Source organism: Pedobacter fastidiosus, assembly GCF_014306625.1.
Taxonomy (GTDB): Bacteria; Bacteroidota; Bacteroidia; order Sphingobacteriales; family Sphingobacteriaceae; genus Pedobacter; species Pedobacter fastidiosus.
This window is the reverse complement of sequence record NZ_JACRYL010000001.1, coordinates 428,700-454,562: the sequence shown is the minus strand read 5'-3', so window position 1 is coordinate 454,562 and position 25,863 is coordinate 428,700. Positions and strand designations below refer to the sequence as shown.

The following is a 25,863-nucleotide window of genomic DNA, read 5'->3' as shown; positions in this document are numbered from 1 at the left end:
ATCAACCGCTCCCATGGAAGAAAAATACCCAAATCTAGTTCAAAGATTTCAATCGACTTTTATCGACACCATCATGTTGATTATTTTCATGATTATATTTTCAAATATTTTAAATCGCTTCCAAAACGTTCCAGATTGGGTCAGAATTACGTTATTTGTGAGCATCTTTATTGCGTATGAACCTTTGTTAATGACTTTTGGTTGCACCATTGGTAATTATGTAAAAGGGATTAGAGTTAGAAAATATTCCGACTCTAGCAGAAGAATAAATATTTTTCAGGCTGTTCTTAGGTATCCACTAAAAATTGGCTTAGGCTGGATTTCCTTTTTAACGATTAACACGAATGATGAACGCAGAGCAATTCATGATTTGGTTTCCGGAAGTGTAATGATTAAACTATAAACAGCTATTTTAAAACCAACTCTCCGTTTAAATCTTTAAAGCCCAATCCTGCATTACCCGAATCACAGGCAATAACGATACAGCATATTCAATTAAGTTATATTCAGCTTTAGGTTCGTGGAGACGCGAACCTCGGTATTGGAGCTTGATGCATTGGTTCGTGCCTCCACGAAACAAAACGATTCATTTCGCTAGAAATTTGAACAATTTGTAAATGGTTTCTACTTTTGGGCTTTATTATCTGATGGTTAAAATTTATCTTCGCTATCGATGAACAATTCAAATCTTACCGGTGCAATTGCAGCGCTTTTGGATGAATACAAAAAGGCAATTGATGAGTTAATCAATGTTATAAAGCCAATATCGCAGCAAAGTCTCATTTCGATTATTGATCAAGATAGCGAAGATCCAGATTCCAAATCTATTCAGGGAATCTTAACACATGTTCTGGCTTCTTGTTTTAGTTATTCCGTTTACATCGAAAACCATCTCGGGCTCAAAACCGTTCGACCGGAACGATCCCTTTTAAATAATGTTGAACTTTACATAGAAAAACTGAATCAAGCATTTAATTATTGTAGAAATGTATTCGAGTAGAACCCTGATTTGCGACTGGAAGAACTCGAAAATTCAAGAAAAATAAATACAAAATGGGGTCAGCAATATGATATTGAACAACTGTTAGAGCATGCAATTGTTCACATCCTAAGACATCGAAGGCAGATTGAAAACCTAATCAAAAAATAGATCCAATTTAGCTTATCCAAATAAAAAATTTGCAATTCGCTGAAAATAAATATATTTGCATCAAAATAAACAATAATGCTACGTCAACAACATATCCAAAATTTAAGCTTTAGCCCGTCTTATTGGCTAAATGGCTCGGGTATGATTTAGGTTTTCGTCCTAGCCAAAAGGCATTTACTTGCAACAAAAAGTAAAAGCCGAATTCAAAATCAATTATTTATCAAAACACGATGAGGCTTATTTTTTGAGCACTTATCAAATTAATTATATCCATTATGGACATATACACAACTGTAGAAGAAAAATATCTACAGGCCGTTGAAGAATTGCAATGGGGCGAACTGCCTAAGGCACTTCAATATTTTAACGAAATTATTGCGTTTGATGCAACTTATGCAAGAGCGTATTTTCATTTGGGAAATATTTATCATGATCATTTGAAAAATTACCAAACCGCTGGTTACTATTATAAAACATGTGTGGAATTGGATAGCGAATTTCCTGATGTTTACGAATGTTATTTAAAATTGGTCATTACACTAAAAATGCACAAACTAGTTAAACAACTGGCTGAAAAAGCACTATTGGTGCCTGGAGTTTGCGAAGCTCGGATTTACGAAAGTTTAGGTTTAAGCGCAGAACAGCAGCAAAATTTTGCTGAAGCGGGTATTTATTTTAAAAAGGCAACATTATTAAATGCCGATCAAAATGAAGAAAGTCTTTTATTAGAGCATCAAAAACGCGTAGAAAATAAGTTGAATAGCTCAAAAGCAATGATTTACAATTTACAGGGATAAAAGGTTAGCCTTTTATCCCTTTTTATTCTGTTGCCAGAAAACATCAAATCAATCTTTTAATTTTAAACTTTGTTACTATCTTTATTGCAACTTTAAAGCACAAAATTTTTAACTCAAAATATTTAGATATGTCAGGTCACGACACACACGCACCAGTTCAACAAACAAACGGCATTTGGGCATTACCATTAACTGCTTGGATTATTGTTTTAATCCTTGTTGTGGCTTTTACCAGACCAATTTTCCACCATGAGGAAGAATCTTCATCACATGAAAAAACTGAAGCAAAACATACTGAGCAACCTATGGGAGCGAATCACTAAGCCTTTTGCACGTATAATGATGTAAAAAGAAATGCGCTGAGTAACTCAGCGCATTTCTTTTATAAATAGATTTTCTATTTCAATTGCCCCATTAAGTTTGGATAATCGGTAATTACACCATCTACTCCCAAACTCATAAAATATTTAATTTCCTTTACCGTATTAACCGTCCACGGGATAATTTTTACGCCCATATCGTGGCAACGATCTACCAAACCTTTTCCAACCAAAACAGAATACGGACTATAAATTGTTGGTTTAAAACCCAGTTTCTCAATATAATCTTCGAAAGGTTCTTTCTCATCAATTAACAAGGAGGTTTGTATTTTAGGATATTTCTCATGCAGATATTGTAAAGTTCGCATATCAAAAGATTCGATAATCACACGTTTAGAAATCTTTCTAGCATTAACAATATCCATTATCAGATCCACAAATTCTGCAGGCTCTGGCTGGAATTCGTTATCGCCGTTTTTAATGGTTTTTGTTTCGATGCTGTAAACTGGCTTGGCCAACTTATGTTCTTTTGCATAGGCTTCAACGGCATCAATCGTTTCAGAAAGCAATGGCTTATACGCCTTAAATTTCATTTGACCAGGAAAACGGGCATGTACTTTACTTCCAACATCAAACTTTTTAACTTCATCATAATCCATTTTATAGATGTTGTATTTCTTCTGATCTTTGAAACTAATCGGCTTCCCATTTGGCATTAAAGAAATTTCGTTGTTAAAATATGGTTCTTGAGAAAGCACAACCTGCTTATCTTTAGAAATTACAGCATCCATTTCCAAAGTGGTTACGCCCAGATCCAGAGCTTTTAGCATTCCTTCAATTGTGTTTTCTGGCATAATACCTCTGGCACCAGCTTTTCCCTGAATATCAAATTTTTGCTTTTGAGCGGAGACACCTAGAAAAAATAAAATAAGTGTAGAGAGTGTAAGTAATTTTTTATGCATGTAATTCGTTTTAGGAATAAACGTAAAAATAGGAATTAAGTTACTAACCTGTGCGGATAATAAATACGTTTAATTTACCATAAAAATGAATGCTAGAAACTATTAGCGTGTTGTTCTTATATTTCTTATGGGGCTGATTAATTACTTTAAAAATTTGCTAGCGTTAACAATGAAAGAGACCTCTTTTTTTGACTTTTTGTCATTCTGAAGAACGAAGAATCCCCAAATGATGAAAGCTGGGCTTAAAACAGGGTACAATCCAAATAGCTGGTTTGGGGTTGATAGGCTAGGGATTCTTCGTTCCTCAGATTGACATTATATTCTTCGGAATTGGGAAAAAAGTATTTTAGCTAAAGCTTGCAAAAAAAAGATCAACAAAAAAGGGCGTCTCTTTTTAGGAGCGCCCTCTTCAAAAATTCACATTATAATTATCTTTCAGCAGGCACAAATGCCTGTACAATTAAGTTCCAGGTGTGATCTGCAGCTTTTTCATAAACAAAAACATAATTAAAGCTTTCTCTTAAATCGGCTTTATAATCTATCGTTGCAACGCCATACGTGTATGCCAAATCGCTACCTATTGCTTTATCTACACCATTAGTTTTTAAGCTTATTTTACTAATCATTCCATTAAAATAAGAAATGATTTTGCCTTTACCGTTTATGGCATCATTACCGGGGAAAAGCAATCTTGCATCTTCCGTTAAGAAACCTCCGAAAGCAGCAATCCCGTGTGTTTTCAATAAAGTATTTAAGGTTTTTTCGGTGGTTAAGATGATGTCTTTACCTGCCTTAATTTCTCTTTCATTAAGGAATTTTGGCGCAACATGGTCTTTTGGTTCAACAAATTGTGTGGTTACTTTACTTAGTGGTTTATTACTAGATGTACCTAAATCGATTGCCAATTTCCATTTACCGTTTTCTGTTTTCCAAATAGATAAATACTGACCATATTTTTTATCATCTGCCCCTATTGCGTAAGGACCAGTTGTGAAACCCAAATCGCCACTGCGAGATACTTTAGCCAAAGTTGGCTCCCAAGTAACTTCATTCATCCCTTTTGTTTGGCTTGCATAAAAAGTTTTTGCATTTACAGGATTTGGTCTGAACACCAATGCACTACTAAGTGAATAATCTAAATACGAATCTTTATCACCATTTTTTGCGATAGATTTAGCAAATTCTTTTTCTGCGTTTACTAATGATTTTGTGGTTCCATCGCTCTTTTGTGCAAAAGCACTTAATGTTAAAGCAACAGCTATTGTAGTTGAAAGTAATTGTTTCATTATGGTTTAGATATATGTTTGGCGAATATAAAATATTCTTCAATTCATGCACTCAAAAGTAATTAACAATTGCACATTCTGTATGGAAATCCAGCATAGAGCTGCCTTAAAGATTACCAAATTGGAGAAATTATTTCTCTCTATAAATGGTTTCAAGAACAGTTTGTCCTGTTGCCTTTAGCGTATTCTTATCAATATTGGCTAAATTATCCAATTGGGTATGCCAATTTATATAAAAACCGCTATTGTCATTGTAATGAATAATATCTATAGATGGAATGCCTGCCTTATTCATCCAAACATGGTCATCAACAATTCTTCCGCTTGGAAGATTTACAAAAAATGATGGATAACCAATTTCATTACCAATGTCCCAAACTTTTTTTTCAACATCCGGCGCAGATTGACGAGAAATTTCATCTTGTGAAAATTGCGCATTTCCACTACCAACCATATCCAGATTAATTCCATAAAGTGCTTTATAACCTGTACTGACTGCATTTTTCGCCCAATACTGAGAACCTAAGCACCAAGTTATTTCATCGGGAGTTTCATCTTTCGCTTTACCATAATCTTCTAAATCCCATAAAACAAAATCTACCCCTACATTTGGTTGTTTTTGCTGAATTTGACGGGCCATTTCTAAAATTACGGCAACACCGCTTCCAGCATCATTAGCCGCATCGAACGATTTGCTGTGATTTGCAGGATCAGCATCTTGATCAGAAAATGGACGAGCATCCCAATGGGCAGTTATCAAAACTCTATTCTTATTGCCAGAATTAAAGCTTGCCAAAATATTTTTCAGCTGATAAATCTTCCCATCAAAAGTTGTTGTTTTAGCGCCTTGAATTTTAACTTCTGCACCAAATGATTTTAACTTCGAAACAAGATACTCTGCACATTTTTGGTGCGCCATTGTTCCAGGAATTCGAGGCCCAAAATCTACCTGAGTTTTAACATACGCATAAGCACTATCTGCATTAAAATCTGGTGAAACTAATTTAATTTCTTGATTGCTGGTTTCGCTCGAATCTTTTTTATCATTTCTACAAGCCTGAAAACCAATTAGTGCAATTGCAAAAAAGATTAAAAGTTTTTTATTCATTTTAAGCTAAAAGTTTAAATTATGCCTTACTCCAAGTTGTGCCTTCTTTACCATCTTTTAGTTGGATTCCCAATTCTTGCAAACCGATTCTAATCTTATCAGAAGTTGCATAATCTTTATTTTCCTTTGCTTCTTTACGCAATTCGATTACCATTTCTAAAACGCTATTCATTTCTAAATTTCTGGTTTCTTCATCTTTTAAACCCAAAATATCAAAAACGAAATCATTGATTAACTGCTTTAATTTCTCTAATGATTCTGCAGAGATTTTACCTTTACCATCGTAAACGGTATTGATAATTCTTACCGCTTCAAACAACTCGGCAATTAAAACCGGGCTATTAAAATCATCATTCATTGCGTTAACACACTTCTCTTTTAAAGCATCTATCCCAAAATCGCTTTGATCCGAAACGGATAACTTATCCAATAAATTTACCGCAGCCATTAACCTTCTGAAACCTTTTTCCGATGCCTCTAAAGCTTCATTAGAAAAATCTAACGTGCTGCGATAATGTGCCTGCAACATGAAAAATTTAACCGTCATCGGGCTATAACCTTTCTTCAAAAGCGGATGATCTCCTGTAAATAACTCTAAAGGAAGAAAACCATTCCCTGCCGATTTAGACATTCGTGTTCCATTTACCGTAAGCATATTGGTGTGCATCCAATAACGTGCAGGTTGATGATGACTGCACGCTTCAGATTGTGCAATTTCATTGGTATGGTGCGTTGCCGCCAAGTCCATTCCACCGCCGTGAATATCAAATTCCGCACCCAAATATTTGGCGCTCATTGCCGAACATTCTATATGCCAGCCCGGGAAACCCATGCCCCAAGGCGATTGCCATTGCATTAAAGTTTCGGGTTTAGCTTTAATCCAAAGGGCAAAATCCAAACGACCGCGTTTCTCATTCTGTCCACCCAATTCTCTGGTATTTGCCAACATATCTTCCAAATTACGATTGGTTAATATGGTATAGTTGTACTTTTCGCTGTACTTTTCTACATCAAAATAAACGTTTCCATCAATCTCATAACCATACCCATTGGCGATTATAACCTTGATCATTTCAATCTGCTCGATGATATGACCTGTAGCTGTTGGTTCTATACTCGGTGATAAAGTATTCAGCATCCGCATTACATCATGGAAACCCAAAGTGTACTTTTGTACAATCTCCATTGGCTCGAGCTGTTCTAACTTCGCTCTTTTCGCAAATTTATCATCACCCTCATCTCTATCGCCCTCTAAGTGACCAGCATCGGTAATATTACGTACATAGCGAACTTTATAACCCGAATATTTAAGGTATCTAAAAATTAAATCGAACGACATAAAAGTGCGACAATTGCCCAAATGCACATCGCTATATACAGTTGGACCACAAACATACATCCCAACATTGGGTGCATTTAATGGTTGAAAAAGTTCTTTTTTACGAGAAAGCGTATTATAAAGCTGTAAGCCAGTATTCATATTGCAAATGTAATATTTAGCATCGGAATGTTTGAGAAATGGTTAATTGTTTAATTGTTCAAATTGGTTAATTGACAATTGTTAAATGAAAGTGGGTTTTTTGGAAAGGATCTGGCAATGAAAAAATGAAACATCAACAAAACTTTTCGCTTCGATAAAGAAGAGATTTTCGCTTTAAAGTTTTGACAACTTTCTTTCTATATTACTATTAAAGTTGTCAAAACTTTAAAAAAGTATATCGCTCCAATACGGTTTAAATAAATTAATTCCATGCTATCCACAGCAGTTTAAACCATCCGGATTAGCAAACGGAGCAAATAAAAACCCCGTTTCTATTTATCAAATAAGAAACGGGGTTTAGAAAATTATATATCCTTCTCAATATTAATTCTTCAGCTTTGCTTTAAAAACTTTCTCAAGCTTTTCTAGCTTCGGTAAAATTACCAATCTGCAATATGGGGCATCACCATTTTTTAGGTAATAATTCTGATGATAATTTTCGGCAACATAAAAAGGCCTAGCAGATTCAATAGCGGTTACCACTTTTTTGCCATAGGCATTAGTTTTGTTCAACTCTGTTTTATACTTTTCGGCTAAAGCTTTCTGCTCTGGTGTATGGTAAAAAACAACCGAACGATATTGCGTTCCGCTATCTGCACCTTGACGGTTTAATGTTGTTGGATCATGGCTTTTCCAAAAAACTTCCAATAAATCGGAATATGTAATTTCCATTGGATTATAAGTAATTTCCAAAACTTCGGCATGACCGGTTAAGCCAGTACAAACTTCTTCATAAGTAGGGTTTTCCAACTGTCCGCCTTCATAACCAGATTTAACGGAAACAACGCCTTTCAATTTCTGAAATATAGCTTCTGTACACCAAAAACATCCCATTCCGAAAGTTGCCTTTTCGGTTTTCTTCCCTTGCGCATTAGCTTGATTTAAAGCCAATACTGATAATAAAATTAAAATTATTTTTTTCATATTGTGTGTATGTTTATACCACCGAAACATGGATTAAAACACGGAGAATGGTGTATTAATTCCGTGTATTCTGAGTCTCTGTGGCAAATCTCTACTATATTACGAAATAAAATCACCTAAAGTTTCTGGGAGATTAATAATGGATTTTACATGACAATCTAACATTTTGTGGAATCTCTTGTTAGTGTTAATAACTTAAATTATTGATTTTTAATTTATTGAATCTATAATTTCAACCTAGAATACACTTATTAACAATTCTTTTTTAAATTCGTACTACATTAAAATTAAAAAACATGTCTACACCGTATATTCCCTGTTTAGATTTAGGCTCGTACATTAACGGAACTGAAGAAGAACGCAAGAAATTTTCTGATGAACTTGGAAGAGCATTCAACGATTCTGGTTTCGTAACGATCACAAATCATGGTTTAAGTCAGGATTTGATTGACAAACTTTATGAAAACATTAAAGCAGCTTTTTCCTTACCAGTAGAAACAAAAAGAAAATACGAAAAACCAGAGCTTGCTGGTCAGCGTGGATATACAAGTGCAGGAAAAGAAACAGCAAAGGGCGCTAAAACTCCAGATTTAAAGGAATTTTGGCAAATTGGGCAAGAAGTTACAGACGGTGATCCTGTTAAAAATCAATATCCGGACAATGAAATCTTAGAAGAACTTCCAGATTTTAATAAGGTAACAGGTGGCATTTACAAAAAGCTAGAAGAAAACGGAACGCATCTTTTACGTGCCATTGCAACTTATTTAGAATTACCTATTGATTATTTTGACAAACACGTACACAACGGAAATTCTATTTTAAGAGGAATCCATTACTTCCCGATAGAAAATCCCGAAACTATTCCAGATGATGCAGTTCGTGCGGGTGCACATGAAGATATTAACCTGATTACTTTATTAATTGGCGCTAGTGCCGATGGTTTGGAAGTTTTAACCCGAAGTAACGAATGGTTGCCAATCAAAGCGCATCACACTGATATTGTGGTAAACGTAGGCGATATGTTGCAACGCTTAACCAATAACAAATTAAAATCGACCACGCACAGAGTGGTTAATCCGCCTCGCGAATTGATGAAAACTTCTCGTTTCTCGGTTCCATTTTTCTTACATCCACGAAGTGATATGGATTTGGCAAGTTTACCCTCAACCATTGATGCTGAACACCCTAAAGTGTATAGCGATATGACGGCTGGAGAATATCTTGATGAAAGATTAAGAGAAATTGGATTGAAGAAATAAATTTTAGACGGATGTCAGGAGTCGGGAGTTTGAAGTCTGGCACCTCAAAAAAAACCAATTAAGTAAAAGCATCGGCCAAAACCCGATGCTTTTTTATTACCTTAAAACCATGCATAATATACATTTAGAAACTTTTGCACAGATTAAAGGGATTGGCTCAGCTTCGGGTTTATTTCTATCCAATAACCTGCTTTATGTTATTGGCGACAATAGTAGTTATCTTTATGAATACAACATAAGCACCAAAAGCCTGAACAAAATTCAACTGTTTTTTGGAGGGCCATCTGTTCCATCAGAGAATATTCCGAAAGCCTTAAAACCCGATTTCGAGGTATTATGTCAACATGAAAATGTACTGTATATTTTAGGGTCTGGATCAACAGCCAAGCGAAATTTGATGGTTCAATATGATCTGGTAAATAAAAAAATTACGCAGACAGATTTAACAGATGTTTACAATAAACTAAGATCAGCATCTTCCATAAATCATGAAAACTTTAATATCGAAGGCGCCATTTTTACTGGATCTGAATGGTTGCTTTTTAATCGTGGAAATGGAGAATCTGCAACAAATGGCATTTTTAAAATAGCGGGATCTAGTTTGGCTAAGGCTGAAAAAACTTCATTCATTCGAATTTTGCTTCCAAACATTAATCATATCGCCTCATCTTTTACCGATGCGGTTTTACATAAAAACAAAATCTATTTCATCTCTACTGCCGAAGATACAAGCTCAACCTATAACGATGGAGAAATACTGGGAAGCTTTTTAGGTTGCCTAGATTTAGACACATTGAAGCTTAACTTCATCCATAAGATCTCAAACAGTCAAAAATTTGAGGGCATTACAGTACTGAAAGAGTACGAAAATAAAATTGAATTTTTGCTTTGCGAAGATCGAGATACTGAAGAATTGAATACTACTATTTATAAGTGTACTTTAAATTCATAATTCTATATTTGAATATTCTCCCTGTTTCTTAATAACATCCCGTTATAAATTTTAGCTATGCCTAACGAAACTTATCCAGCTCATTATCAGGGAATATTTGCAGTTTTTAATTCAATTTATCCGCTTAGCGAAGAAATAAAAGTTGCCATAATTAAGAATAGCGAGGTTGTTGGAGTTAAAAGGAAAACCATTTTATTAAATGCTGGAGACCATAGCAATACCATATATTTTATTGTAAACGGTGGCGCAAGGGTTTATTATCTTGATAAAGAAGGCAAGGAAACTAATACTTGGTTTCTGTTTGAAAACGAACTGCTTATTTCTGTTTATGGTTTTTTTACCGGTCAGCCAAGTTTTGAATATATAGAAACGCTTGAAGATTCTACGTTGATTGCTGTTAAGCGAGATAAATTAGATGAAATGTATCTTCAGTTTATGGAGTTTAATTATTCGGGCAGGAAACTCACAGAATATTATTACATCCGCAACGAGGAACAAACCAATAATTTAAGAATGTTAAGTGCCAAGCAACGCTACGATCAGCTGATGTTGCATAATCCCAAATTATTCAATAGAGTGTCGTTAGGGCACATTGCATCTTACTTAGGGATTTCTCAGGAAACATTAAGCAGGATTAGAAAGCAAAAATGATTTTTTGACTTTTGTCAAAAGTTGGGTGATTTAATGGGTGTAGTTTTGGTTTCACTTAAACAAAATCTATGCACTTAAAATCTAAACTTAACAATCACCCTAAATCGAAAACAACAATATTATTTTTATGTCTATTGCTTCTTTTTGCAAACTCTTGTAAGAAGGATGCAAGAGAAAAAGAACAACTTGAGCCTGTCTCGACAAAGAAAAATGTACTCTTAAAATCTTCGCCTGATTTTGAAAGTAGACTGGAAGCAATTAAAAAGAGTTTCTATTTAAAAAAACTTGATAAAAAACTTAGGGCAAAAGTAAATCCAAACTTAAATTGGGTTCCAGACTGGAGCCACCCGAGCGCTCAGGTTGTAAGTGATAGCGTGTCTTATGTTTTCTATCCACTTATTGGAAATTTAACAAAAGATGGCAAACTTCTTATTGTTGAAGAACAAGGCTCGAAATCATATTTAATAATAAAAAATGAGAAAAACTTCTATTGTGGAATGTATTATCTACCTGTAAATCAAAATGATCCTATCCCTAATAATCCACCCGGAAGAATTTCTTTGAAAAATTTCACAGGAAATTTGTTACTCAGAAATCTAGAGAAAACAGAATCTTTTATTATTGATTATAAAAACGGAGTTGTAAGCGAAGCTTATAAAAAAAGAGGAGTAGAAATATTAAAAAAAGTTGGTGCAAATAGGCAATTACTATCTTCAATAGAAACAATTTGCCATACAGAAATGAGTTATTGCGTTTATTTGCCTGACAGTTATGCTTGCGGTGGTTCACTAGGAGCTGTAATGGTTGTTAATTGTAACATGAACCCAAACTGGTGTGGGGTAACTTGGTCTTTAGTAGAGTATAGTGAACAACAGGTTTGCGAAAACGTTTGGTTTCCAGACCCACCAACAAATCCAGAAGACAATGGTGGCAGTGGTGGAGGTAGTGGAGGAGGTGATGATGCAGAGGGAGGTACAGATAGCAATTACTTATTGCCTCCACCACCTGAGAGTCCAATAGTAAACATGAAAAAATTTTTTAGTTGCTTTGATCAAAGTAGACCGGCTAAGTTAACGGTTTATGCACAAAAAACCTTTAAATCGTTACCAGGGCATGCCTTTATTACAATTAAGCAAGGAGCCAATGTTATGACAGTTGGCTTTTATCCAAGGAATGAATTTCCTGCAACTATTAGTGGCCCAGGAATAATGGGTGATGATAGTGGCCATCGATATACTGTAGCAACTAATTATGGGGACATTACAGCAGATCAATTGAAAAAAATTATGAATGTGTTCATTGCTTACTCTTTAACTGATTATAATTTAGCAACAAATAACTGCGCCAATCCAGTTTTAGACACATTAAATATCATTGGTGTCACTGATACAAAGGGGATTACCATGCCTGATACAATATGGAAACTCATCCAACCCTATGCTACGAGTAATGACGGAAATGCTCCTCAAACCAAAAGAACATGTAATAGCCCAAGCACTCGCGATAGATAACACATAATAATTAGACCAAAAAACAACTAATTAATATTATGAAATACCTAAAAATAATTTCAATAATCTCATTTTTACTTATCAACGGATTAGGTCCACATGGGATTCCCAACTTTGCTGGTATTCTCTTGTGTTTATACCAATTTTTTATTGATATTATTGATTCATTTACAGGTGGATATGAAATATCATGGTTATTGGGTTTTGTTGGTATTTCAGTAACAGCGTCAATTTCAATAGTATGTTTCGCGAAAAAATATAACGATCGTTATCAATTAGCTATTGCTTTGGTTATCTTATTGGCAAACGAAGTGTTTTTATCTAACATATTAAATTATCAAAAATTAAAGCCATATTTTCTTTTCCCATTGCTTGTGTTTCTAATAAGTTCTACAGCACTAATCATTAAAGGTTTCAAGGCAAAAATACAAATAACTCAAACTGATATTTAAATAATGATTATCAAGATAGAAGTTCAAAAGCTGACGAAAATCGTCAGCTTTTTTGTTTTTTGACATTTGTCAAAAGTTGGGCGATTTAATGGTCGTAGTTTTGAAGAACACACATTACAGTTAAAATCAAATAAAAAAAATATGAAAAATTTACTGATTACGCTCCTTTTATCTATTATCTTATTTTCATCAAAAAAAGTCTTGGCACAGAATATCGACAAAGATTTTAGTGAGATATTAAGCAACTATCACCTATCCAAAGACAGTGGCATTGTTGAAAAGAGCATTGATTATTTGAACAAAACGCAAATGGACTATGAGATATTAAGCTCCATTGTAACCGGATTCTATGGTGCAGTATTTTTAAATGATGAAGCTATAAAAAAAGATTTCGGCAATAAAATAACCCTTTTAAAGAAACCAAAGATCAAACGATTAATGATTTTCCTTTTATCGTCCAATATTGATACCGTTTATTCAAAAGCTAAAGTATCTATAACGTTAAATACCATGAATTGGTCTTCATTTTTTGCAACAGGAAACACAAAATACCTTGATCATATTATTGAAAATATACAATACGTGGAAAATCGAACTGATAGAAATTTATTTCTTGCTGGTGCTAGTGCAAAAACGTCTTTGTGTGCCAACTCAAAGAAAAGTGATTCTGTTTATAAATACCTCAATTCTCTAATAGAAAAAAAGCCATTCTTAAAAGAAATACTCGAAAACGACCCTAAATATTTCCAGAATGAGATGATTGATATTTTGAAAATACAACGAGAAAATAGGCTTTGGAATTAATAAAACCAATTAACCTCTCACTCTAGTATTAGTGTTCGTTTTCCAGCGGTCACTAAAATAAAAACCAGCACTTTGAATGGAAATAAAGCAAAAAAAACACATAAAAACCTCATACATCAGCATTACGTAAGAATCAATCTTAAACTAGAAAGATAATTTCAGACCGACTGACACTTAAAAAATCTTAGGCGCTTCTTTTAAATGATTTTTTGACTTTTGTCAAAAGTTGGGTGATTTAATGGATGTAGTTTTGAATAACAAATTCAAAATCTATGTTACTTATAATCTTCATCACATTCGGTTTTTGCTTTCTCATTGAGCGGTTAAAACCGGGCTGGAAACTGCCTAGCGTTCCTACTTGGACAATCAGAGTTTTAGGCGTTAACTTCATTCAACTTGGCATTGTAGTTTTAGCAGGTTTTACCTGGGAAAAATGGTTTTCTTCTGCTTCCTTATTTCATTTATCTAATTATGTTCCCAATTGGCTAGGTGGAATAATCGCATACTTTATTGCAACCTTTATTTTTTATTGGTGGCATCGTTGGAGACATACATTCGATTTTTTATGGTTAGGTTTTCATCAAATTCACCATAGTCCACAACGTTTGGAAGTAATTACTTCATTTTATAAACACCCTTTGGAAATGACTGTAAATTCAATTATTGGAAGTCTTCTGGTTTATACTTTATTAGGCTTAAACCCCGAAGCGGGAGGATTTTATACTTTATGCACCGCCTTAGGAGAATTTTTTTATCATACTAACGTTAAAACTCCGAGATGGATCGGTTATATTTTTCAACGACCAGAAATGCATAGAGTTCATCACGAATATGAAAAACACTCTAATAATTATGGGGATATAGTTTGGTGGGATATGTTATTTGGCACTTATGAAAATCCTAAAGAGTTTAAAACATCGTGTGGTTTCGACAATGAAAAAGAGCAACGTTTAATGGATATGCTTAAATTTAGGGATGTACATAAGTAATAACTATTTTAAATTTGAGCCATATTGTATATCTAAAAATTATGTTTGTAAAAAAGATAATAATTATCCTATTTCTACTTCCGTCAATATCTTACTGTTTTGCACAATCTAAAACTAGCGCCGAAGAAAAGAATTATAAAACTATGGAAGCCATGTTTAAATATTTCAAAAACAAGAAATATGATACCACACAAAGAGATTTTGTATTTAAAAATTTTGTTTACTTTGATAATGTGTTAGCCGATACAGCTAAGAACAGAATTACAGGACGGATAAAGTTTTTTGATATGATTTTCCCAAAAATCTTTAGATATGCAGACTCTGTAGGTATTGAGAATTTAGACTTAATATCTACTAGTTTTTTTAAGGATCATACATCCTTTTACAAGCACTTTGACAAAGATGGAGAATTAAATGAGGTACGTCCTTTTACACTTACATTTTATGATAAACGAAATCCAAAAAAAGAGCCACTTGGAGCATTACTTTTTGAACCCAAAACACATAAATTATTAGCGTGGTCAATAATAAATCAAGGTGGATATTGGTATTTTTTAACCTTCAATCTATTGTAAAAAATTATACACCTGAAAATATACTTTATGAAAAACATACTTTTAACCACTTTCTTTGCACTCTTGATTACGCAAATTACTTATGCTCAAAAGCAAGACATCAAAGATCTTTATTTCGATTATCTTCAAGTGAGAATGGATGCTGATGAAAAGCCCGAAGCAAAGGTCAAGGCCATTGCTTTATTGCAACGTTCTTCGGAATTGACGAAAACCCAACTTGGAAATGTAACCTATCACCTTGGGCGATTATACGAAGAAGATGGTGAAATAGAAAAAGCTGTTCCTTACTATGAAGAATCGATAAAAATTACTCCAGGATACTATGTTCCTTATCGTGCATTGGGTTTTATGTACTATAAAAAATGTGTAGCGCTGAACCAAAAGTTAAGCGGGATTGATAAAGCAAAAGATAGCGATGGTTACAAAAAAGCGTTGGATGAGCTAAAGAAATCAAGCTTGAAAACAGCAAAATATTTAGAAAAGTCTCAGGCTTGCGATCCAGATGATGAAACTTTAGCTATGATTAAAAACCTTTATAAAAACATGAAGGACGATAAAGCTTTAGCAACAATTAGTGATCGGCTGAAAGCTTTAAGTAGTGATTGTGTAACGCTGTTGGAGGATTAAATCTCAAATTGTTTTGTTTCGTGGAGACACGAACCAAGGCACCATAATATTATAATTATAGTAAGATTTGACAACTTTCTATCCTATTGGCTATTAAAGTTGTCAAATCTAAAAAACTGTTCAAAATCTAAAGATTAAGTTGTTTCGTGGAGAAACGAACTCAGGCACCATAATATTATAATTATGGTAAGATTTGACAACTTTCTATCCTATTGGCTCTTAAAGTTATCAAATCTAAAAAACTGTTCAAAATCTAAAGATTAAGTTGTTTCGTGGAGAAACGAACTCAGGCACCATAGTATTATAATTAGGGTAAGATTTGACAACTTTCTATCCTATTGGCTATTAAAGTTGTCAAATCTAAATTAATCAATTTGATTATTTTTTTGATTCATCAATAGCCTTGTTTACTACATCTTGAATTCGGCCTCTAATTTTTAAATCAGATAGTTTATTGGTTACTGTTGGATTAACTCGATTTGACAAAAACACATAAACCAAACCTCGAGATGGATCTACCCAAATACAAGTTCCTGTATAACCCGTATGCCCGTAAGTTTGTGGCGAAGCCAAGTTAGATGGATAATGTTTGGTGCTATCTGGATCCCAACGATCGAAGCCTAAACCTCTACGACTTACATTCGATTGTTTCGAAGTAAACATATCAACGGTTGAGGTTTTAAAATATTCCTTTCCGCCATAAGTACCTCGATTTAATAACATTTGATAAAAAATAGCCATATCATTACTGCTAGCAAATAATCCCGCATGGCCAGAAACACCTCCTGCAAGCGCCGCACCTTGATCGTGAACGTAGCCAACCAATAAGGTTTTTCTAAAATATTTATCATCTTCCGTTGGGATAATTTGATCTTGCTTAAATCGATTTCTAGGCAAGAAACCAGCAGTTTGCATCCCCAACGGTTTATAAAAATTCTCATAAGCATATTGGTTTAAAGGCTCTTCGCTAATATGCTCTACAATATCCTTCATCACATACATACTAATATCGCTATACACATATTGGCCACGGGTTTTAATCGGCGAATTGAGCATTTTAGGCCACATAAAATCCTTGAAAAACCCCTTTTTTATGTAGTAGTTGTCCGCAACTTTAGTTGGGAAAGCTGCAGAAGAATCGCGACTGTAATCTCCAGTTTTCACGTAATCATGAAAAGGAATGTATGGGATAAAACCAGCTTGATGCAACATTACTTCCCGAACCTGGATATTGTTCATTGGGGTTGTACGAGCCTTTGGAATGTAAGCACCAATATTTGTATCGAGTTTTAATTTGTTCTCTTCAAAAAGGCGCATAACCGATGGCGTTGTCGCGGTAACTTTGGTTACAGATGCCAAATCGAAAATATCTGTTACCTTATCTGAAATGTTATCATCATAAGTATGGTTACCATAAGCTTTGTTAAAAATCACTTTACCATCTTTTGCAACCAAAACCACCAAACCGGGCGTGGCTTTTTGTCCAATAGCTTCAGCAGCAATGGCATCAATTTCTTTAAGACTATTGGAGTTTATACCAGCATCTTCCGGAACGGTATATTTTAATCTAGTTACAGAAGTTGTAAAACACGAACCGATGGTATAACGGACTGAAAAATTAGTTTTGAGTTTGTTGGTTGCTGCAATGCCTCCAAAAATATATTGTGGGATAACCGATGCGGCATCAGCATTATTTTGGGCCGTCCATATCAAGGGTGATTTTAAAATATCAAGCGATTTCAAAGCTGTTCCATTTCCAAAAAAGGCGACGATAACTTCTTTACTTTTACTAATGCTGTTTATAAAATTAATGTATTTTGCTTTGTTAATACTCTGATCATCTATCGAAATGATTACCGTACTGTAATATTTCAGATCATCCTCCAAATCATTTAAGTTAACGCTGTCTTTGTAAGAATCAGCTGAAAAAGAAGTGATTTTATCGTACTTATTGGCCAAACTATCGAAAACAGAACTGTAAGCAAAACTTAAACTTACAGAAGCGATGCTCTTTTTCTCAAGATTTTTAAGCGGAATAATAGAATCTTGATTATTCAGTAAAACTGTAGTTTGGGTAATGGCATTTGTTATTGATAATTTTTTCTCGTTGGTAACATGCTCCTGGGCACAGGCCAATAAACATAAAACATTAAAGAAACTTGCGGCAGCCAGAATAAATAATCTATTTCGCTTCATATACTTTTTCTCCGTTCAGATAGGTTTTTAATACTTTGGTTTTTAATATGTTCTGTGGGTTCGATTTTAAAATATCGTGATCTAAAATTACAAAATCGGCAAGTTTGCCAACTTCCAAACTTCCTTTTTCTTTCTCTTCAAAATTTGCTTTGGCAGCCCAAATGGTCATTCCACGTAAAGCTTCTTCTGGCGTTAATGCATTTTCCTTTTGAAAGCCTCCCTTCGGAAATGCTTTCGAATCTTGTCGAACCGTTGCTGCATAAAACGTTAATAATGGATTAATGTTTTCAACAGGGAAATCGGTACCCAGAGGAATCCAGCCGTTTTGTTTTAATAATTGTTTATATGCGTAGGCATCTTTTAATCTAGCTTCGCCTAACCGCTGGCCAGCCCAATACATATCTGATGTGGCATGAGTTGGCTGAACTGAAGGTATAACACTCGATTTTCCAAATAAATCGAAATCGTTTTCGTTTACAACCTGCGCATGTTCTATTCTCCAGCGCTTATCGTTTTTGCCTTTCAAAACAGCATTATAAATCTTTAAAATTACCCGATTTGCAGAATCACCGATGGCGTGTGTACACATTTGAAAACCGCCAGATGCAATTTTCTTAGCTACTTCTTCATAATGTTTAACATCCTTTAAAAGAAAACCGCTTTTATTAGGCATATCGCTATATGGATGCAATAAGCAAGCACCACGAGAGCCTAATGCTCCATCTGCATAAACTTTAAAAGCCCGAACATTTAAACGAGGTGTTTTTATTGCGCCGCGATTAAAAAGATAATCGTAGTTTTCTGGATTATCAGAAAGCATAATGTATAAACGCATTTTTAGCTTATTCTCCTTTTGAAGTTTTTCTACAAATTCTACCGCTCTCCAATCCAAACCGCAATCATCAATGGTAGTTAAACCCGCAGCGAAACAGTTTTTCTGTGCATCAGTAAAAATCTTTTCTGCAAGTTTGGCATCGGGAGATGGAATTTTGCTTTCTACCAAGCTAACTGCATTATCGATTAAAACACCCGTTAGCTTTCCATTTTGAGTAAGCATATCGCCACCGGTTAAAACTTTGGCTTGCTTTATTCCAGCTTCATCAAGCGCTTTCTGATTGGCGATTGCAGCATGTCCATCAATTCTGTTTAAAAATACTGGTCGATTAGGGAAGAGCGAAGTAAGTTGCTCGTTAGTTGGAAAAGCTTTATTTGCCCAATCATTTTGATCCCAACCATTACCAATTAACCAGCCATCGGGATGTGTTTTAGCAAAATCAGTTAACCGTTTAAGCACTTCATCCCACGATTTTGTTTCTCTTAAATCTGCTGTTTGCAAGCTTTTTCCGTAACCAAAGAAATGTGCATGCGCATCTATAAAACCTGGATAAACTGCTTTACCACTGGCATCAATTTCATCTTTTGCAGCATATTTGCTTTTGATTTCATCGGTTTTACCAAGCGCTAAAATTTTTCCGTCTTTTACTGCAAAGGCCTCAACAGTATCAAACTTTGAATTAACGGTATAAATCTTTGTATTGTAAACGATTACATCAACTTGCTTTTTGTTGCTACAAGATGCAAGTGTGGCTACAATAACTAATGCAGTTAAAAAGGATTTCATATTGATAAAGATAGAAAAATGTAATTACTCATGTTTGTAAATTCGACTTTACAATAAATAAGAATAATTGTAAAGTTTTTGGTTGGCAAGTGTAAAATAACCACCCCCCTGCCCCTCCTAAATTAGTAGGGGAGTCGTTCGTGCAAAACAGGAAATACTGAAAGGAATTTGTGTGCAATGATTAAATAGTAGCACAAGCCAATAATCTTGCACGACCTAACTCCGCTCCTTATTTTCAAAAAGGGGCTGGGGGTGGTTGAGTGTAATAACAGATTGCTTAAGTAATTTAAACCTGACAGAAACGAGCACGAGGACAATTTTTTATTGGACGAGTAAAGTGTATGGCTCAAAGGGAGTGCCTTTGGCACAGGACTTTCGGAACCGATAAGCACCGAAGCCTGCTTTTCTAAAATAAATATTAATTATATAAACTGGAGAAGGTTACAACTTATTTGCGATAATATACAGTCATTTACGTGTTGAGTTTTAAACAAACAGGGTTCTTTAAGCTTATTTTGCATAATTTAGCGCATTCACTTTGCCACATTACATGACTGATATTATTCATCTATTGCCTGATGCTGTTGCCAACCAAATTGCTGCCGGAGAAGTTGTTCAAAGACCTGCTTCTGCGGTAAAGGAATTGCTCGAAAATTCGATCGATGCTGGCGCAGATAAAATTCAATTGGTGATAAAAGACGCTGGTAAAGCGCTGATTCAGATTATTGATAATGGCTGTGGCATGAGTGTTACCGACGCAAGAATGTGTTTTGAACGCCATGCAACATCAAAAGTAAAAAAGGCTGAAGATCTGTTTGCCATCCGTACCATGGGCTTTCGTGGTGAAGCAATGGCTTCTATCGCCGCAATTTCTCAGGTAGAAATGAAAACCCGCAGGCATGAGGATGAAATTGGAAGTTGTATTACGATAGAAGGTGCTCAGGTAACTTCTCAAGAACCTGTTGCCACATCACCAGGAACGCAGATTGCCATAAAAAATCTATTTTTTAATACCCCAGCACGGAGGAATTTTCTAAAAAGCAATCCGGTAGAAATGCGCCACATTATTGATGAATTTCAACGTATTGCGCTTGCCCACCCTACCGTATTTTTTAGTTTGCACCACGATGGATTGGAAATTTTTAATCTCCCGAAAGGCAATTTAAAACAAAGGATTGTTCATCTTTTCGGTAATAACTACAACGAACGCTTAGTTCCAGTTGAAGAAGAAACCACAATTATCAACCTAAAAGGATACATCGGAAAACCTGCCTTTGCCAAGAAAACCCGTGGCGAACAATTCTTTTTCGTAAATAATCGATTTATAAAAGATCCATATTTAAACCATGCAGTAAGTTCGGCTTTTGATGATTTACTGCCTGATGATAGCTACCCACTTTACGTTTTGTTTATCGAAATTGATCCGGCAAAAATTGATGTAAACGTTCATCCTACAAAAACGGAGATTAAATATTTAGATGAAAAATCTATCTATGCCATTTTAAAATCAGCTGTTAAAAGATCAATTGGCAGATATAACATTTCTCCAACTTTAGATTTTGATCAGGAAACTGGTTTCAGCAATATGATTACGCAAAAAGCTGTTGAAGATATTGTACCACCGAGCATAAATTTTAATCCAGACTTTAATCCTTTTGCTACAGATAAAAGTTCGGTTTCAGGATATTCATCTTCGAGCAGAAATTACGAGGCAAAACCAAGCGCAAAAAATTGGGGTTCGCTTTATGAAATTACCCAAGAACCTGTTATCGAACAAACTTCGTTTTATGCTGATGATGCCGTTTTAGAAACCAAGCAAAAGCAATATATGCAATTGCACAATCGTTATATTGTTTCGCAAATAAAATCTGGCTTAATGGTAATCGATCAACAAATGGCGCACGAGCGAATCCTTTACGAACGTTTTCTCGTACATCTCGATGATCGAAAAGGCGCTTCGCAACAGAGCTTGTTTCCGCAAACCGTTACCCTAAATGCCAACGATTTTGAATTGGCAAAAAGCTTGTTGGATGATATAAAAAGTTTAGGCTTTGATGTACGCGAATTTGGCAAAAACACGTTGGTGGTAGAAGGCATTCCTGTTGATTTAGGCAGTAGCAATGTGAATGAAACCCAACTATTTGAGCAGTTAATTGAGGGTTTTAAAAATTCGCAACAAGAATTAAAATTAAGTAAACGCGATAGCTTAGCAAGAAGTTTAGCAAAAAACAGTGCCATTAAAGCAGGTACGGCATTGGGTCAAGAAGAAATCAATACTTTAATTGATGAGCTTTTTGCTTGTAAAACGCCTAACTTTAGCGTTAGTGGAAAGCCGATTATTCAAACCATCACTTTGGCAGAGCTAGATAAAAAGTTTGAAAAGTAAGCTTAAAGACAAAATAGAAATACACTAAATGAACAATATATATATTCCACCAGTAGTTAAAAACCTACTAATTATTAACATCTTATTTTTTATTGCAACTTGGTTATTGGGGCAAAAAGGAATCGATTTGGGCACTTATTTAGGTGCATACTATTTCAATTCGCCCAAATTTGAGATATGGCAACCGATAACATACATGTTTATGCATGGCGGTATAGCGCACATATTTTTTAACATGTTTGCTTTATATTCTTTCGGTACAATCTTAGAATCTAAATGGGGTACTAAAAAATTCATTATATTTTATCTTATAACTGGTTTAGGGGCGCTATTATTACAATGGGCGGTTCAGGCTTTTGAGGTGTATCAAATAACCGGGCATATATTAGATCAAGGGCAGATTCCACTAGAAATGTTATTTAGGGGCCAATATAATCCCAATCTTTTTAATGAATCACAATCCGCAACTTTGGCTGGGATATATTTCGGCCCAATGGTTGGTGCTTCGGGTGCAATCTTTGGTCTATTGGTTGCCTTCGGGATGCTTTATCCAAATGCAGAATTGTTGATTATGTTTATTCCCGTACCTGTAAAAGCAAAATATATTATTCCTATTTATATTTTAGTTGAATTATCTTTAGGAGTTGCACAAATACAAGGAGATTCAATTGCTCATTATGCACACTTAGGCGGGGCCTTAATTGGTTTTATATTAGTTAAAATTTGGAAAGACAAGAACGATACATTTTATACGCTTTATGAATAATAATTTTTTTAAAGATTTAATTTTCAAAGTATTCCGTTCGGGTAATCCGCTATATTTTTACATTGGGTTAAATACCATTGTATTTTTGTTGGTTGCCATAACTTCTGTTGTATTTTATCTCGGCGGCAGAGTTTTAAGCACCGAGGTTTTGATTGCAGATTACGTTGCTTTACCTGCAGAATTTTCAAAGCTTCCCACCCATTTTTATACCGTGGCTACTTATATGTTTTTCCACGCTGGCATTTTCCATATCTTATTTAATATGCTTGGGCTTTTTTGGTTCGGAAGCATATTTATGAACTTTTTAAAAAGCCGTCAGTTTCATTTTGTTTATTTGGCAGGTGGCATTTTTGGAGGCTTATTTGCCGTAGCTGCATTAAATTTATTCCCGGTGTTTAACGGAAGTTTAACTGATGCGACCATTATTGGTGCTTCTGCAGCTGTTATGGCAATTATAACCGCAACTGCAACTTTGGTTCCAAACTACACCATTATGCTTTTGCTTATTGGAGAAGTAAAAATTAAGTGGATAGCAATTGTTTATTTCGTGTTAGATTTTATTAGTATTGGTTCTGGTAATGAAGGTGGAAATTTTTCTCACATTGGTGGCGCAATATTAGGCTTCGTATTTATAAAAAGCTTGCAGAACGGAAATGACTGGAGTAAATTATTTGAGCGGAAACCAAAATTAAGGGTTGTAAAAAATGATCAGCCGATAAAAAAACAAGCTTTTACGGGTGTTTCGCAACAGGAAATCGATTCGATTTTAGATAAAATATCAAAATCAGGATACGACACTTTAACCCCTGTAGAAAAAGAAAAATTATTCAAGGCAAGTAAAGATTAATGGCAAAACGGAAATACAATTTCTTAGATAAAATACTTTTACCAATAGCAGTAATATTGGCAATTTCTCTTTTCATAGGAACTTTAGCGGCAGGTATAGATCCTCGAAAAAGCATTCTTGTTGCTTATTTCGGCCTTGCCTATCCTTTTATGCTTTTCTTTAATGTAATCTTTTTAGTTTGGTGGGTTTTAAGCAAGAAGTGGGTTTTTGCATTGATCACATTCTTCATCATCGCCATTGGCTACAAAACCGTTCATTCTACTTTTGGATTTGGTGGCGATACCGGAACTTCAGAAAAGGTTGAGGGCAGCGTTAGGGTAATGACTTATAACGTACATAGCTTTAAACTTTTTGGAGAAACCAACACCGTTTCGGCAAAAGAGAAAATGCTCCAAGTTGTTAAAGATCAAAATCCCGATGTAATCTGTTTTCAAGAGTTTTATACTCGCTATAAAGGCGATTTTAATACAATAGATAGTTTAAAACGGTTACTTAATGCGAAGTATTATTATTTCCGTCCGGCCATTAAAAATGATTACGAAGCATTCGGATTGGCAATATTTTCTAAATATCCAATTAAAGATAAAGGTGAAATTCTTTTTAAAGCCAATGGCGATAACATGAGCATTTACGCCGATATTGATATCAACGGCAAAACTATGCGAGTTTTTAACGTTCATTTTCAGTCGATTAGTTTTCAGCCACAGGATTATGAATTTATAGATCAACTGACTAAAAAAACGAGAGGAAAACTATATGCTTCTAAGCGGATTTTGGGAATGTTAAAATATGCATTTGAAGAACGCAGTGGCCAAGTTGATGTAATGAAAAGGGAAATGGCCAATTGCAAAACCCCATATTTTATAGCTGGAGATTTTAACGATACACCAGCATCTTATGTAGTTAATCAGATTACAAAAGGTTTAAATAATACATTTACCGTAAAAGGCTCAGGCTTCGGAAAAACCTATAATGGTAAATTCCCGAATTTCCAGATTGATTATATCGCCACAAGCAAGGATTTGGATGTTTTAAATTACAACATTACACAAGCAAAATTATCAGATCATTTTCCAGTTAGAAGCGATTTGAAGTTTAAAACTCCATAGCATAATTCGCATTTTCTTACCATACATCAACAAACAGTTTTAAGTTAATACTGATATTTGCTTCATAAATTTGAAAAAAATATCATAAATATGAGCTTAATAGATGCCCTTAACTGGCGTTATGCCGTAAAAAAAATGAATGGTCAGCCGGTTGACCAAGATAAAGTAGATAAAATTTTACAAGCCGCTTTATTAGCGCCCACTTCTTCTGGGTTACAGCCTTTCAAAGTTATCGTGGTGACTAACCAGGAGCTTAAAGAAAAAATTGCTCCAATCGCTTTCAATCAGTCTCAGGTTGTAGATTCTTCTCACTTGTTAGTTTTTGCTGCACAAGAAAATTATACTGAAGAAGGTATTGATGCTGTTTTTAATAGAATGAATACTGAACGCGGTTTACCATTGGATGCAACAGATGCTTATAAAACGCAACTAAAAGGTATGATTTTATCTAAATCTGCCGAAGAAAACTTTAACCATGCTGCCCGTCAGGCTTACATTGGTTTTGGAATTGCTATTGCTGAAGCGGCATTGCTTAAAGTTGATTCTACACCAATGGAAGGCTTTAACGGACCAGCTTTAGATGAACTTTTAGGCTTAAATAAACTAGGATTACGCAGTGTAACTTTATTGCCTTTAGGTAATAGAGACGAAGCTGGAGATTGGTTGGTAAACCTTAAAAAAGTACGTACACCAATGAACGAATTCGTTATCGAATTTAAATAAGAAATTTACATCCCAATGTACCATTTATAAACGAGCCAATTTATTGGCTCGTTTTGTTTTTAGAAATCATTACGAACAAATTATATCAATGTTCAGCTTTGACAACTTCTAAGCATTTTGGTTATTAAAGTTGTCAAAACTTTGGATGCCTGCAAAATTTATCAAAACTTTATGCCAGAAATTCTTGATTATTTTAGCTTAACAACTTTTGAGCGCTTTGCCAATAAAAGTTGTCAAAGCTTTGGATACGTAAAAAATTTACCAAAAATTTTGATGGCAACTTTACGCTAGAAATTCTTGATTATTTT

At 34.7% G+C, this 25,863-nt stretch carries 26 protein-coding genes; 19 read left to right on the top strand and 7 right to left on the bottom strand.

The annotated features are described in order from the left end of the window. Nucleotides 1-13: 13 nt before the first annotated feature. The 4 genes from H7U22_RS01910 (at nucleotide 14) to H7U22_RS01895 (ending at nucleotide 2,270) form a co-directional block, all read left to right on the top strand. Nucleotides 14-403, top strand: coding sequence for an RDD family protein (locus H7U22_RS01910; RefSeq protein WP_187069645.1), 390 nt, complete (start codon nucleotides 14-16; stop codon nucleotides 401-403). Nucleotides 404-673: 270 nt separating this feature from the next. Further along, nucleotides 674-1,000: a hypothetical protein gene (locus H7U22_RS01905; protein WP_187069644.1), complete on the top strand. Its 327-nt coding sequence runs from the start codon at nucleotides 674-676 to the stop codon at nucleotides 998-1,000. A 425-nt stretch (nucleotides 1,001-1,425) separates the two neighbouring features. Continuing rightward, nucleotides 1,426-1,947: a tetratricopeptide repeat protein gene (locus H7U22_RS01900; protein WP_187069643.1), complete on the top strand. Its 522-nt coding sequence runs from the start codon at nucleotides 1,426-1,428 to the stop codon at nucleotides 1,945-1,947. A 128-nt stretch (nucleotides 1,948-2,075) separates the two neighbouring features. After that, on the top strand, nucleotides 2,076-2,270 hold the full coding sequence (locus H7U22_RS01895; RefSeq protein WP_187069642.1) for a hypothetical protein: 195 nt from the start codon (nucleotides 2,076-2,078) through the stop codon (nucleotides 2,268-2,270). Between the two features lie 74 nt (nucleotides 2,271-2,344). On the opposite strand, the gene H7U22_RS01890 is transcribed toward H7U22_RS01895, so the two are convergent. The 5 genes from H7U22_RS01890 to msrA all read right to left on the bottom strand — a co-directional run bounded on the left by H7U22_RS01890 (nucleotide 2,345) and on the right by msrA (nucleotide 8,087). Continuing rightward, complete coding sequence (locus tag H7U22_RS01890) at nucleotides 2,345-3,229, bottom strand: glycerophosphodiester phosphodiesterase family protein (RefSeq protein ID WP_187069641.1); 885 nt, start codon at nucleotides 3,227-3,229, stop codon at nucleotides 2,345-2,347. A 428-nt stretch (nucleotides 3,230-3,657) separates the two neighbouring features. Beyond that, nucleotides 3,658-4,515, bottom strand: coding sequence for a nuclear transport factor 2 family protein (locus tag H7U22_RS01885; protein ID WP_187069640.1), 858 nt, complete (start codon nucleotides 4,513-4,515; stop codon nucleotides 3,658-3,660). Between the two features lie 130 nt (nucleotides 4,516-4,645). Then, nucleotides 4,646-5,623 (bottom strand): M28 family peptidase, encoded by a 978-nt coding sequence (locus H7U22_RS01880; RefSeq protein WP_187069639.1) that lies wholly within the window; start codon nucleotides 5,621-5,623, stop codon nucleotides 4,646-4,648. 19 nt (nucleotides 5,624-5,642) lie between these two features. Next, nucleotides 5,643-7,103 carry a cysteine--tRNA ligase gene (cysS, locus tag H7U22_RS01875; protein WP_187069638.1) on the bottom strand — a complete coding sequence of 487 codons (1,461 nt, stop codon included), beginning with the start codon at nucleotides 7,101-7,103 and terminating at the stop codon, nucleotides 5,643-5,645. Between the two features lie 384 nt (nucleotides 7,104-7,487). Next, complete coding sequence (msrA, locus tag H7U22_RS01870; protein WP_187069637.1) at nucleotides 7,488-8,087, bottom strand: peptide-methionine (S)-S-oxide reductase MsrA; 600 nt, start codon at nucleotides 8,085-8,087, stop codon at nucleotides 7,488-7,490. 296 nt (nucleotides 8,088-8,383) lie between these two features. Between msrA and H7U22_RS01865 the strand changes: the two genes are divergently transcribed. From H7U22_RS01865 to H7U22_RS01825, 9 genes are all read left to right on the top strand, one after another. Beyond that, entirely contained in the window at nucleotides 8,384-9,346 is a 963-nt protein-coding gene (locus H7U22_RS01865; protein ID WP_187069636.1) for an isopenicillin N synthase family dioxygenase, read from the top strand. 109 nt (nucleotides 9,347-9,455) lie between these two features. Next, entirely contained in the window at nucleotides 9,456-10,298 is an 843-nt protein-coding gene (locus H7U22_RS01860) for a DUF6929 family protein (RefSeq protein ID WP_187069635.1), read from the top strand. A 57-nt stretch (nucleotides 10,299-10,355) separates the two neighbouring features. Next, entirely contained in the window at nucleotides 10,356-10,949 is a 594-nt protein-coding gene (locus tag H7U22_RS01855; protein WP_187069634.1) for a Crp/Fnr family transcriptional regulator, read from the top strand. A gap of 68 nt (nucleotides 10,950-11,017) precedes the next feature. After that, nucleotides 11,018-12,460 (top strand): hypothetical protein, encoded by a 1,443-nt coding sequence (locus H7U22_RS01850; protein WP_187069633.1) that lies wholly within the window; start codon nucleotides 11,018-11,020, stop codon nucleotides 12,458-12,460. Nucleotides 12,461-12,498: 38 nt separating this feature from the next. Then, a complete protein-coding gene (locus H7U22_RS01845; RefSeq protein ID WP_187069632.1) occupies nucleotides 12,499-12,912 on the top strand; it encodes a hypothetical protein in 414 nt (137 codons plus the stop codon). A 141-nt stretch (nucleotides 12,913-13,053) separates the two neighbouring features. After that, nucleotides 13,054-13,716 (top strand): hypothetical protein, encoded by a 663-nt coding sequence (locus H7U22_RS01840; RefSeq protein ID WP_187069631.1) that lies wholly within the window; start codon nucleotides 13,054-13,056, stop codon nucleotides 13,714-13,716. Nucleotides 13,717-13,988: 272 nt separating this feature from the next. Beyond that, on the top strand, nucleotides 13,989-14,705 hold the full coding sequence (locus H7U22_RS01835) for a sterol desaturase family protein (protein WP_187069630.1): 717 nt from the start codon (nucleotides 13,989-13,991) through the stop codon (nucleotides 14,703-14,705). Between the two features lie 41 nt (nucleotides 14,706-14,746). Next, nucleotides 14,747-15,280 (top strand): hypothetical protein, encoded by a 534-nt coding sequence (locus H7U22_RS01830; RefSeq protein ID WP_187069629.1) that lies wholly within the window; start codon nucleotides 14,747-14,749, stop codon nucleotides 15,278-15,280. A gap of 27 nt (nucleotides 15,281-15,307) precedes the next feature. Continuing rightward, nucleotides 15,308-15,907 carry a tetratricopeptide repeat protein gene (locus tag H7U22_RS01825; protein ID WP_187069628.1) on the top strand — a complete coding sequence of 200 codons (600 nt, stop codon included), beginning with the start codon at nucleotides 15,308-15,310 and terminating at the stop codon, nucleotides 15,905-15,907. 378 nt (nucleotides 15,908-16,285) lie between these two features. On the opposite strand, the gene H7U22_RS01820 is transcribed toward H7U22_RS01825, so the two are convergent. Together H7U22_RS01820 and H7U22_RS01815 are read right to left on the bottom strand one after the other, a co-directional pair. Further along, a complete protein-coding gene (locus H7U22_RS01820; protein WP_187069627.1) occupies nucleotides 16,286-18,103 on the bottom strand; it encodes a serine hydrolase domain-containing protein in 1,818 nt (605 codons plus the stop codon). Then, a complete protein-coding gene (locus tag H7U22_RS01815) occupies nucleotides 18,090-19,724 on the bottom strand; it encodes an amidohydrolase (RefSeq protein ID WP_187069626.1) in 1,635 nt (544 codons plus the stop codon). The genes H7U22_RS01820 and H7U22_RS01815 overlap by 14 nt, the downstream gene beginning before the upstream one ends. 550 nt (nucleotides 19,725-20,274) lie before the next feature. Between H7U22_RS01815 and mutL the strand changes: the two genes are divergently transcribed. From mutL to H7U22_RS01785, 6 genes are all read left to right on the top strand, one after another. Continuing rightward, nucleotides 20,275-22,110, top strand: a complete 1,836-nt coding sequence (mutL, locus tag H7U22_RS01810) for a DNA mismatch repair endonuclease MutL (RefSeq protein WP_187069625.1) — start codon at nucleotides 20,275-20,277, stop codon at nucleotides 22,108-22,110. A 28-nt stretch (nucleotides 22,111-22,138) separates the two neighbouring features. Next, complete coding sequence (locus tag H7U22_RS01805; protein ID WP_187069624.1) at nucleotides 22,139-22,876, top strand: rhomboid family intramembrane serine protease; 738 nt, start codon at nucleotides 22,139-22,141, stop codon at nucleotides 22,874-22,876. Beyond that, nucleotides 22,869-23,723: a rhomboid family protein gene (locus tag H7U22_RS01800; protein ID WP_187069623.1), complete on the top strand. Its 855-nt coding sequence runs from the start codon at nucleotides 22,869-22,871 to the stop codon at nucleotides 23,721-23,723. Before H7U22_RS01805 ends, H7U22_RS01800 begins: the two co-directional genes overlap by 8 nt. Further along, complete coding sequence (locus H7U22_RS01795) at nucleotides 23,723-24,832, top strand: endonuclease/exonuclease/phosphatase family protein (protein ID WP_187069622.1); 1,110 nt, start codon at nucleotides 23,723-23,725, stop codon at nucleotides 24,830-24,832. Before H7U22_RS01800 ends, H7U22_RS01795 begins: the two co-directional genes overlap by 1 nt. Nucleotides 24,833-24,922: 90 nt before the next feature. Next, the gene (locus H7U22_RS01790; protein WP_187069621.1) at nucleotides 24,923-25,555 is read left to right on the top strand and encodes a nitroreductase family protein; all 633 of its coding nucleotides are present in this window, start codon (nucleotides 24,923-24,925) and stop codon (nucleotides 25,553-25,555) included. A gap of 117 nt (nucleotides 25,556-25,672) precedes the next feature. Further along, the gene (locus H7U22_RS01785) at nucleotides 25,673-25,846 is read left to right on the top strand and encodes a hypothetical protein (RefSeq protein WP_187069620.1); all 174 of its coding nucleotides are present in this window, start codon (nucleotides 25,673-25,675) and stop codon (nucleotides 25,844-25,846) included. The last annotated feature ends 17 nt before the right edge of the window (nucleotides 25,847-25,863 follow it).

Coding starts and splice junctions, on each gene's coding strand:
- H7U22_RS01850 (WP_187069633.1), top strand. CDS start 11,018: ATGCACTTAAAATCTAAACTTAACAATCACCCTAAATCGAAAACAACA.
- H7U22_RS01825 (WP_187069628.1), top strand. CDS start 15,308: ATGAAAAACATACTTTTAACCACTTTCTTTGCACTCTTGATTACGCAA.
- H7U22_RS01880 (WP_187069639.1), bottom strand. CDS start 5,623: ATGAATAAAAAACTTTTAATCTTTTTTGCAATTGCACTAATTGGTTTT.
- H7U22_RS01860 (WP_187069635.1), top strand. CDS start 9,456: ATGCATAATATACATTTAGAAACTTTTGCACAGATTAAAGGGATTGGC.
- H7U22_RS01865 (WP_187069636.1), top strand. CDS start 8,384: ATGTCTACACCGTATATTCCCTGTTTAGATTTAGGCTCGTACATTAAC.
- H7U22_RS01855 (WP_187069634.1), top strand. CDS start 10,356: ATGCCTAACGAAACTTATCCAGCTCATTATCAGGGAATATTTGCAGTT.
- H7U22_RS01845 (WP_187069632.1), top strand. CDS start 12,499: ATGAAATACCTAAAAATAATTTCAATAATCTCATTTTTACTTATCAAC.
- msrA (WP_187069637.1), bottom strand. CDS start 8,087: ATGAAAAAAATAATTTTAATTTTATTATCAGTATTGGCTTTAAATCAA.
- H7U22_RS01790 (WP_187069621.1), top strand. CDS start 24,923: ATGAGCTTAATAGATGCCCTTAACTGGCGTTATGCCGTAAAAAAAATG.
- H7U22_RS01905 (WP_187069644.1), top strand. CDS start 674: ATGAACAATTCAAATCTTACCGGTGCAATTGCAGCGCTTTTGGATGAA.
- H7U22_RS01885 (WP_187069640.1), bottom strand. CDS start 4,515: ATGAAACAATTACTTTCAACTACAATAGCTGTTGCTTTAACATTAAGT.
- cysS (WP_187069638.1), bottom strand. CDS start 7,103: ATGAATACTGGCTTACAGCTTTATAATACGCTTTCTCGTAAAAAAGAA.
- mutL (WP_187069625.1), top strand. CDS start 20,275: ATGACTGATATTATTCATCTATTGCCTGATGCTGTTGCCAACCAAATT.
- H7U22_RS01890 (WP_187069641.1), bottom strand. CDS start 3,229: ATGCATAAAAAATTACTTACACTCTCTACACTTATTTTATTTTTTCTA.
- H7U22_RS01895 (WP_187069642.1), top strand. CDS start 2,076: ATGTCAGGTCACGACACACACGCACCAGTTCAACAAACAAACGGCATT.
- H7U22_RS01910 (WP_187069645.1), top strand. CDS start 14: ATGGAAGAAAAATACCCAAATCTAGTTCAAAGATTTCAATCGACTTTT.
- H7U22_RS01900 (WP_187069643.1), top strand. CDS start 1,426: ATGGACATATACACAACTGTAGAAGAAAAATATCTACAGGCCGTTGAA.
- H7U22_RS01835 (WP_187069630.1), top strand. CDS start 13,989: ATGTTACTTATAATCTTCATCACATTCGGTTTTTGCTTTCTCATTGAG.
- H7U22_RS01815 (WP_187069626.1), bottom strand. CDS start 19,724: ATGAAATCCTTTTTAACTGCATTAGTTATTGTAGCCACACTTGCATCT.
- H7U22_RS01805 (WP_187069624.1), top strand. CDS start 22,139: ATGAACAATATATATATTCCACCAGTAGTTAAAAACCTACTAATTATT.
- H7U22_RS01830 (WP_187069629.1), top strand. CDS start 14,747: ATGTTTGTAAAAAAGATAATAATTATCCTATTTCTACTTCCGTCAATA.
- H7U22_RS01795 (WP_187069622.1), top strand. CDS start 23,723: ATGGCAAAACGGAAATACAATTTCTTAGATAAAATACTTTTACCAATA.
- H7U22_RS01800 (WP_187069623.1), top strand. CDS start 22,869: ATGAATAATAATTTTTTTAAAGATTTAATTTTCAAAGTATTCCGTTCG.
- H7U22_RS01840 (WP_187069631.1), top strand. CDS start 13,054: ATGAAAAATTTACTGATTACGCTCCTTTTATCTATTATCTTATTTTCA.
- H7U22_RS01820 (WP_187069627.1), bottom strand. CDS start 18,103: ATGAAGCGAAATAGATTATTTATTCTGGCTGCCGCAAGTTTCTTTAAT.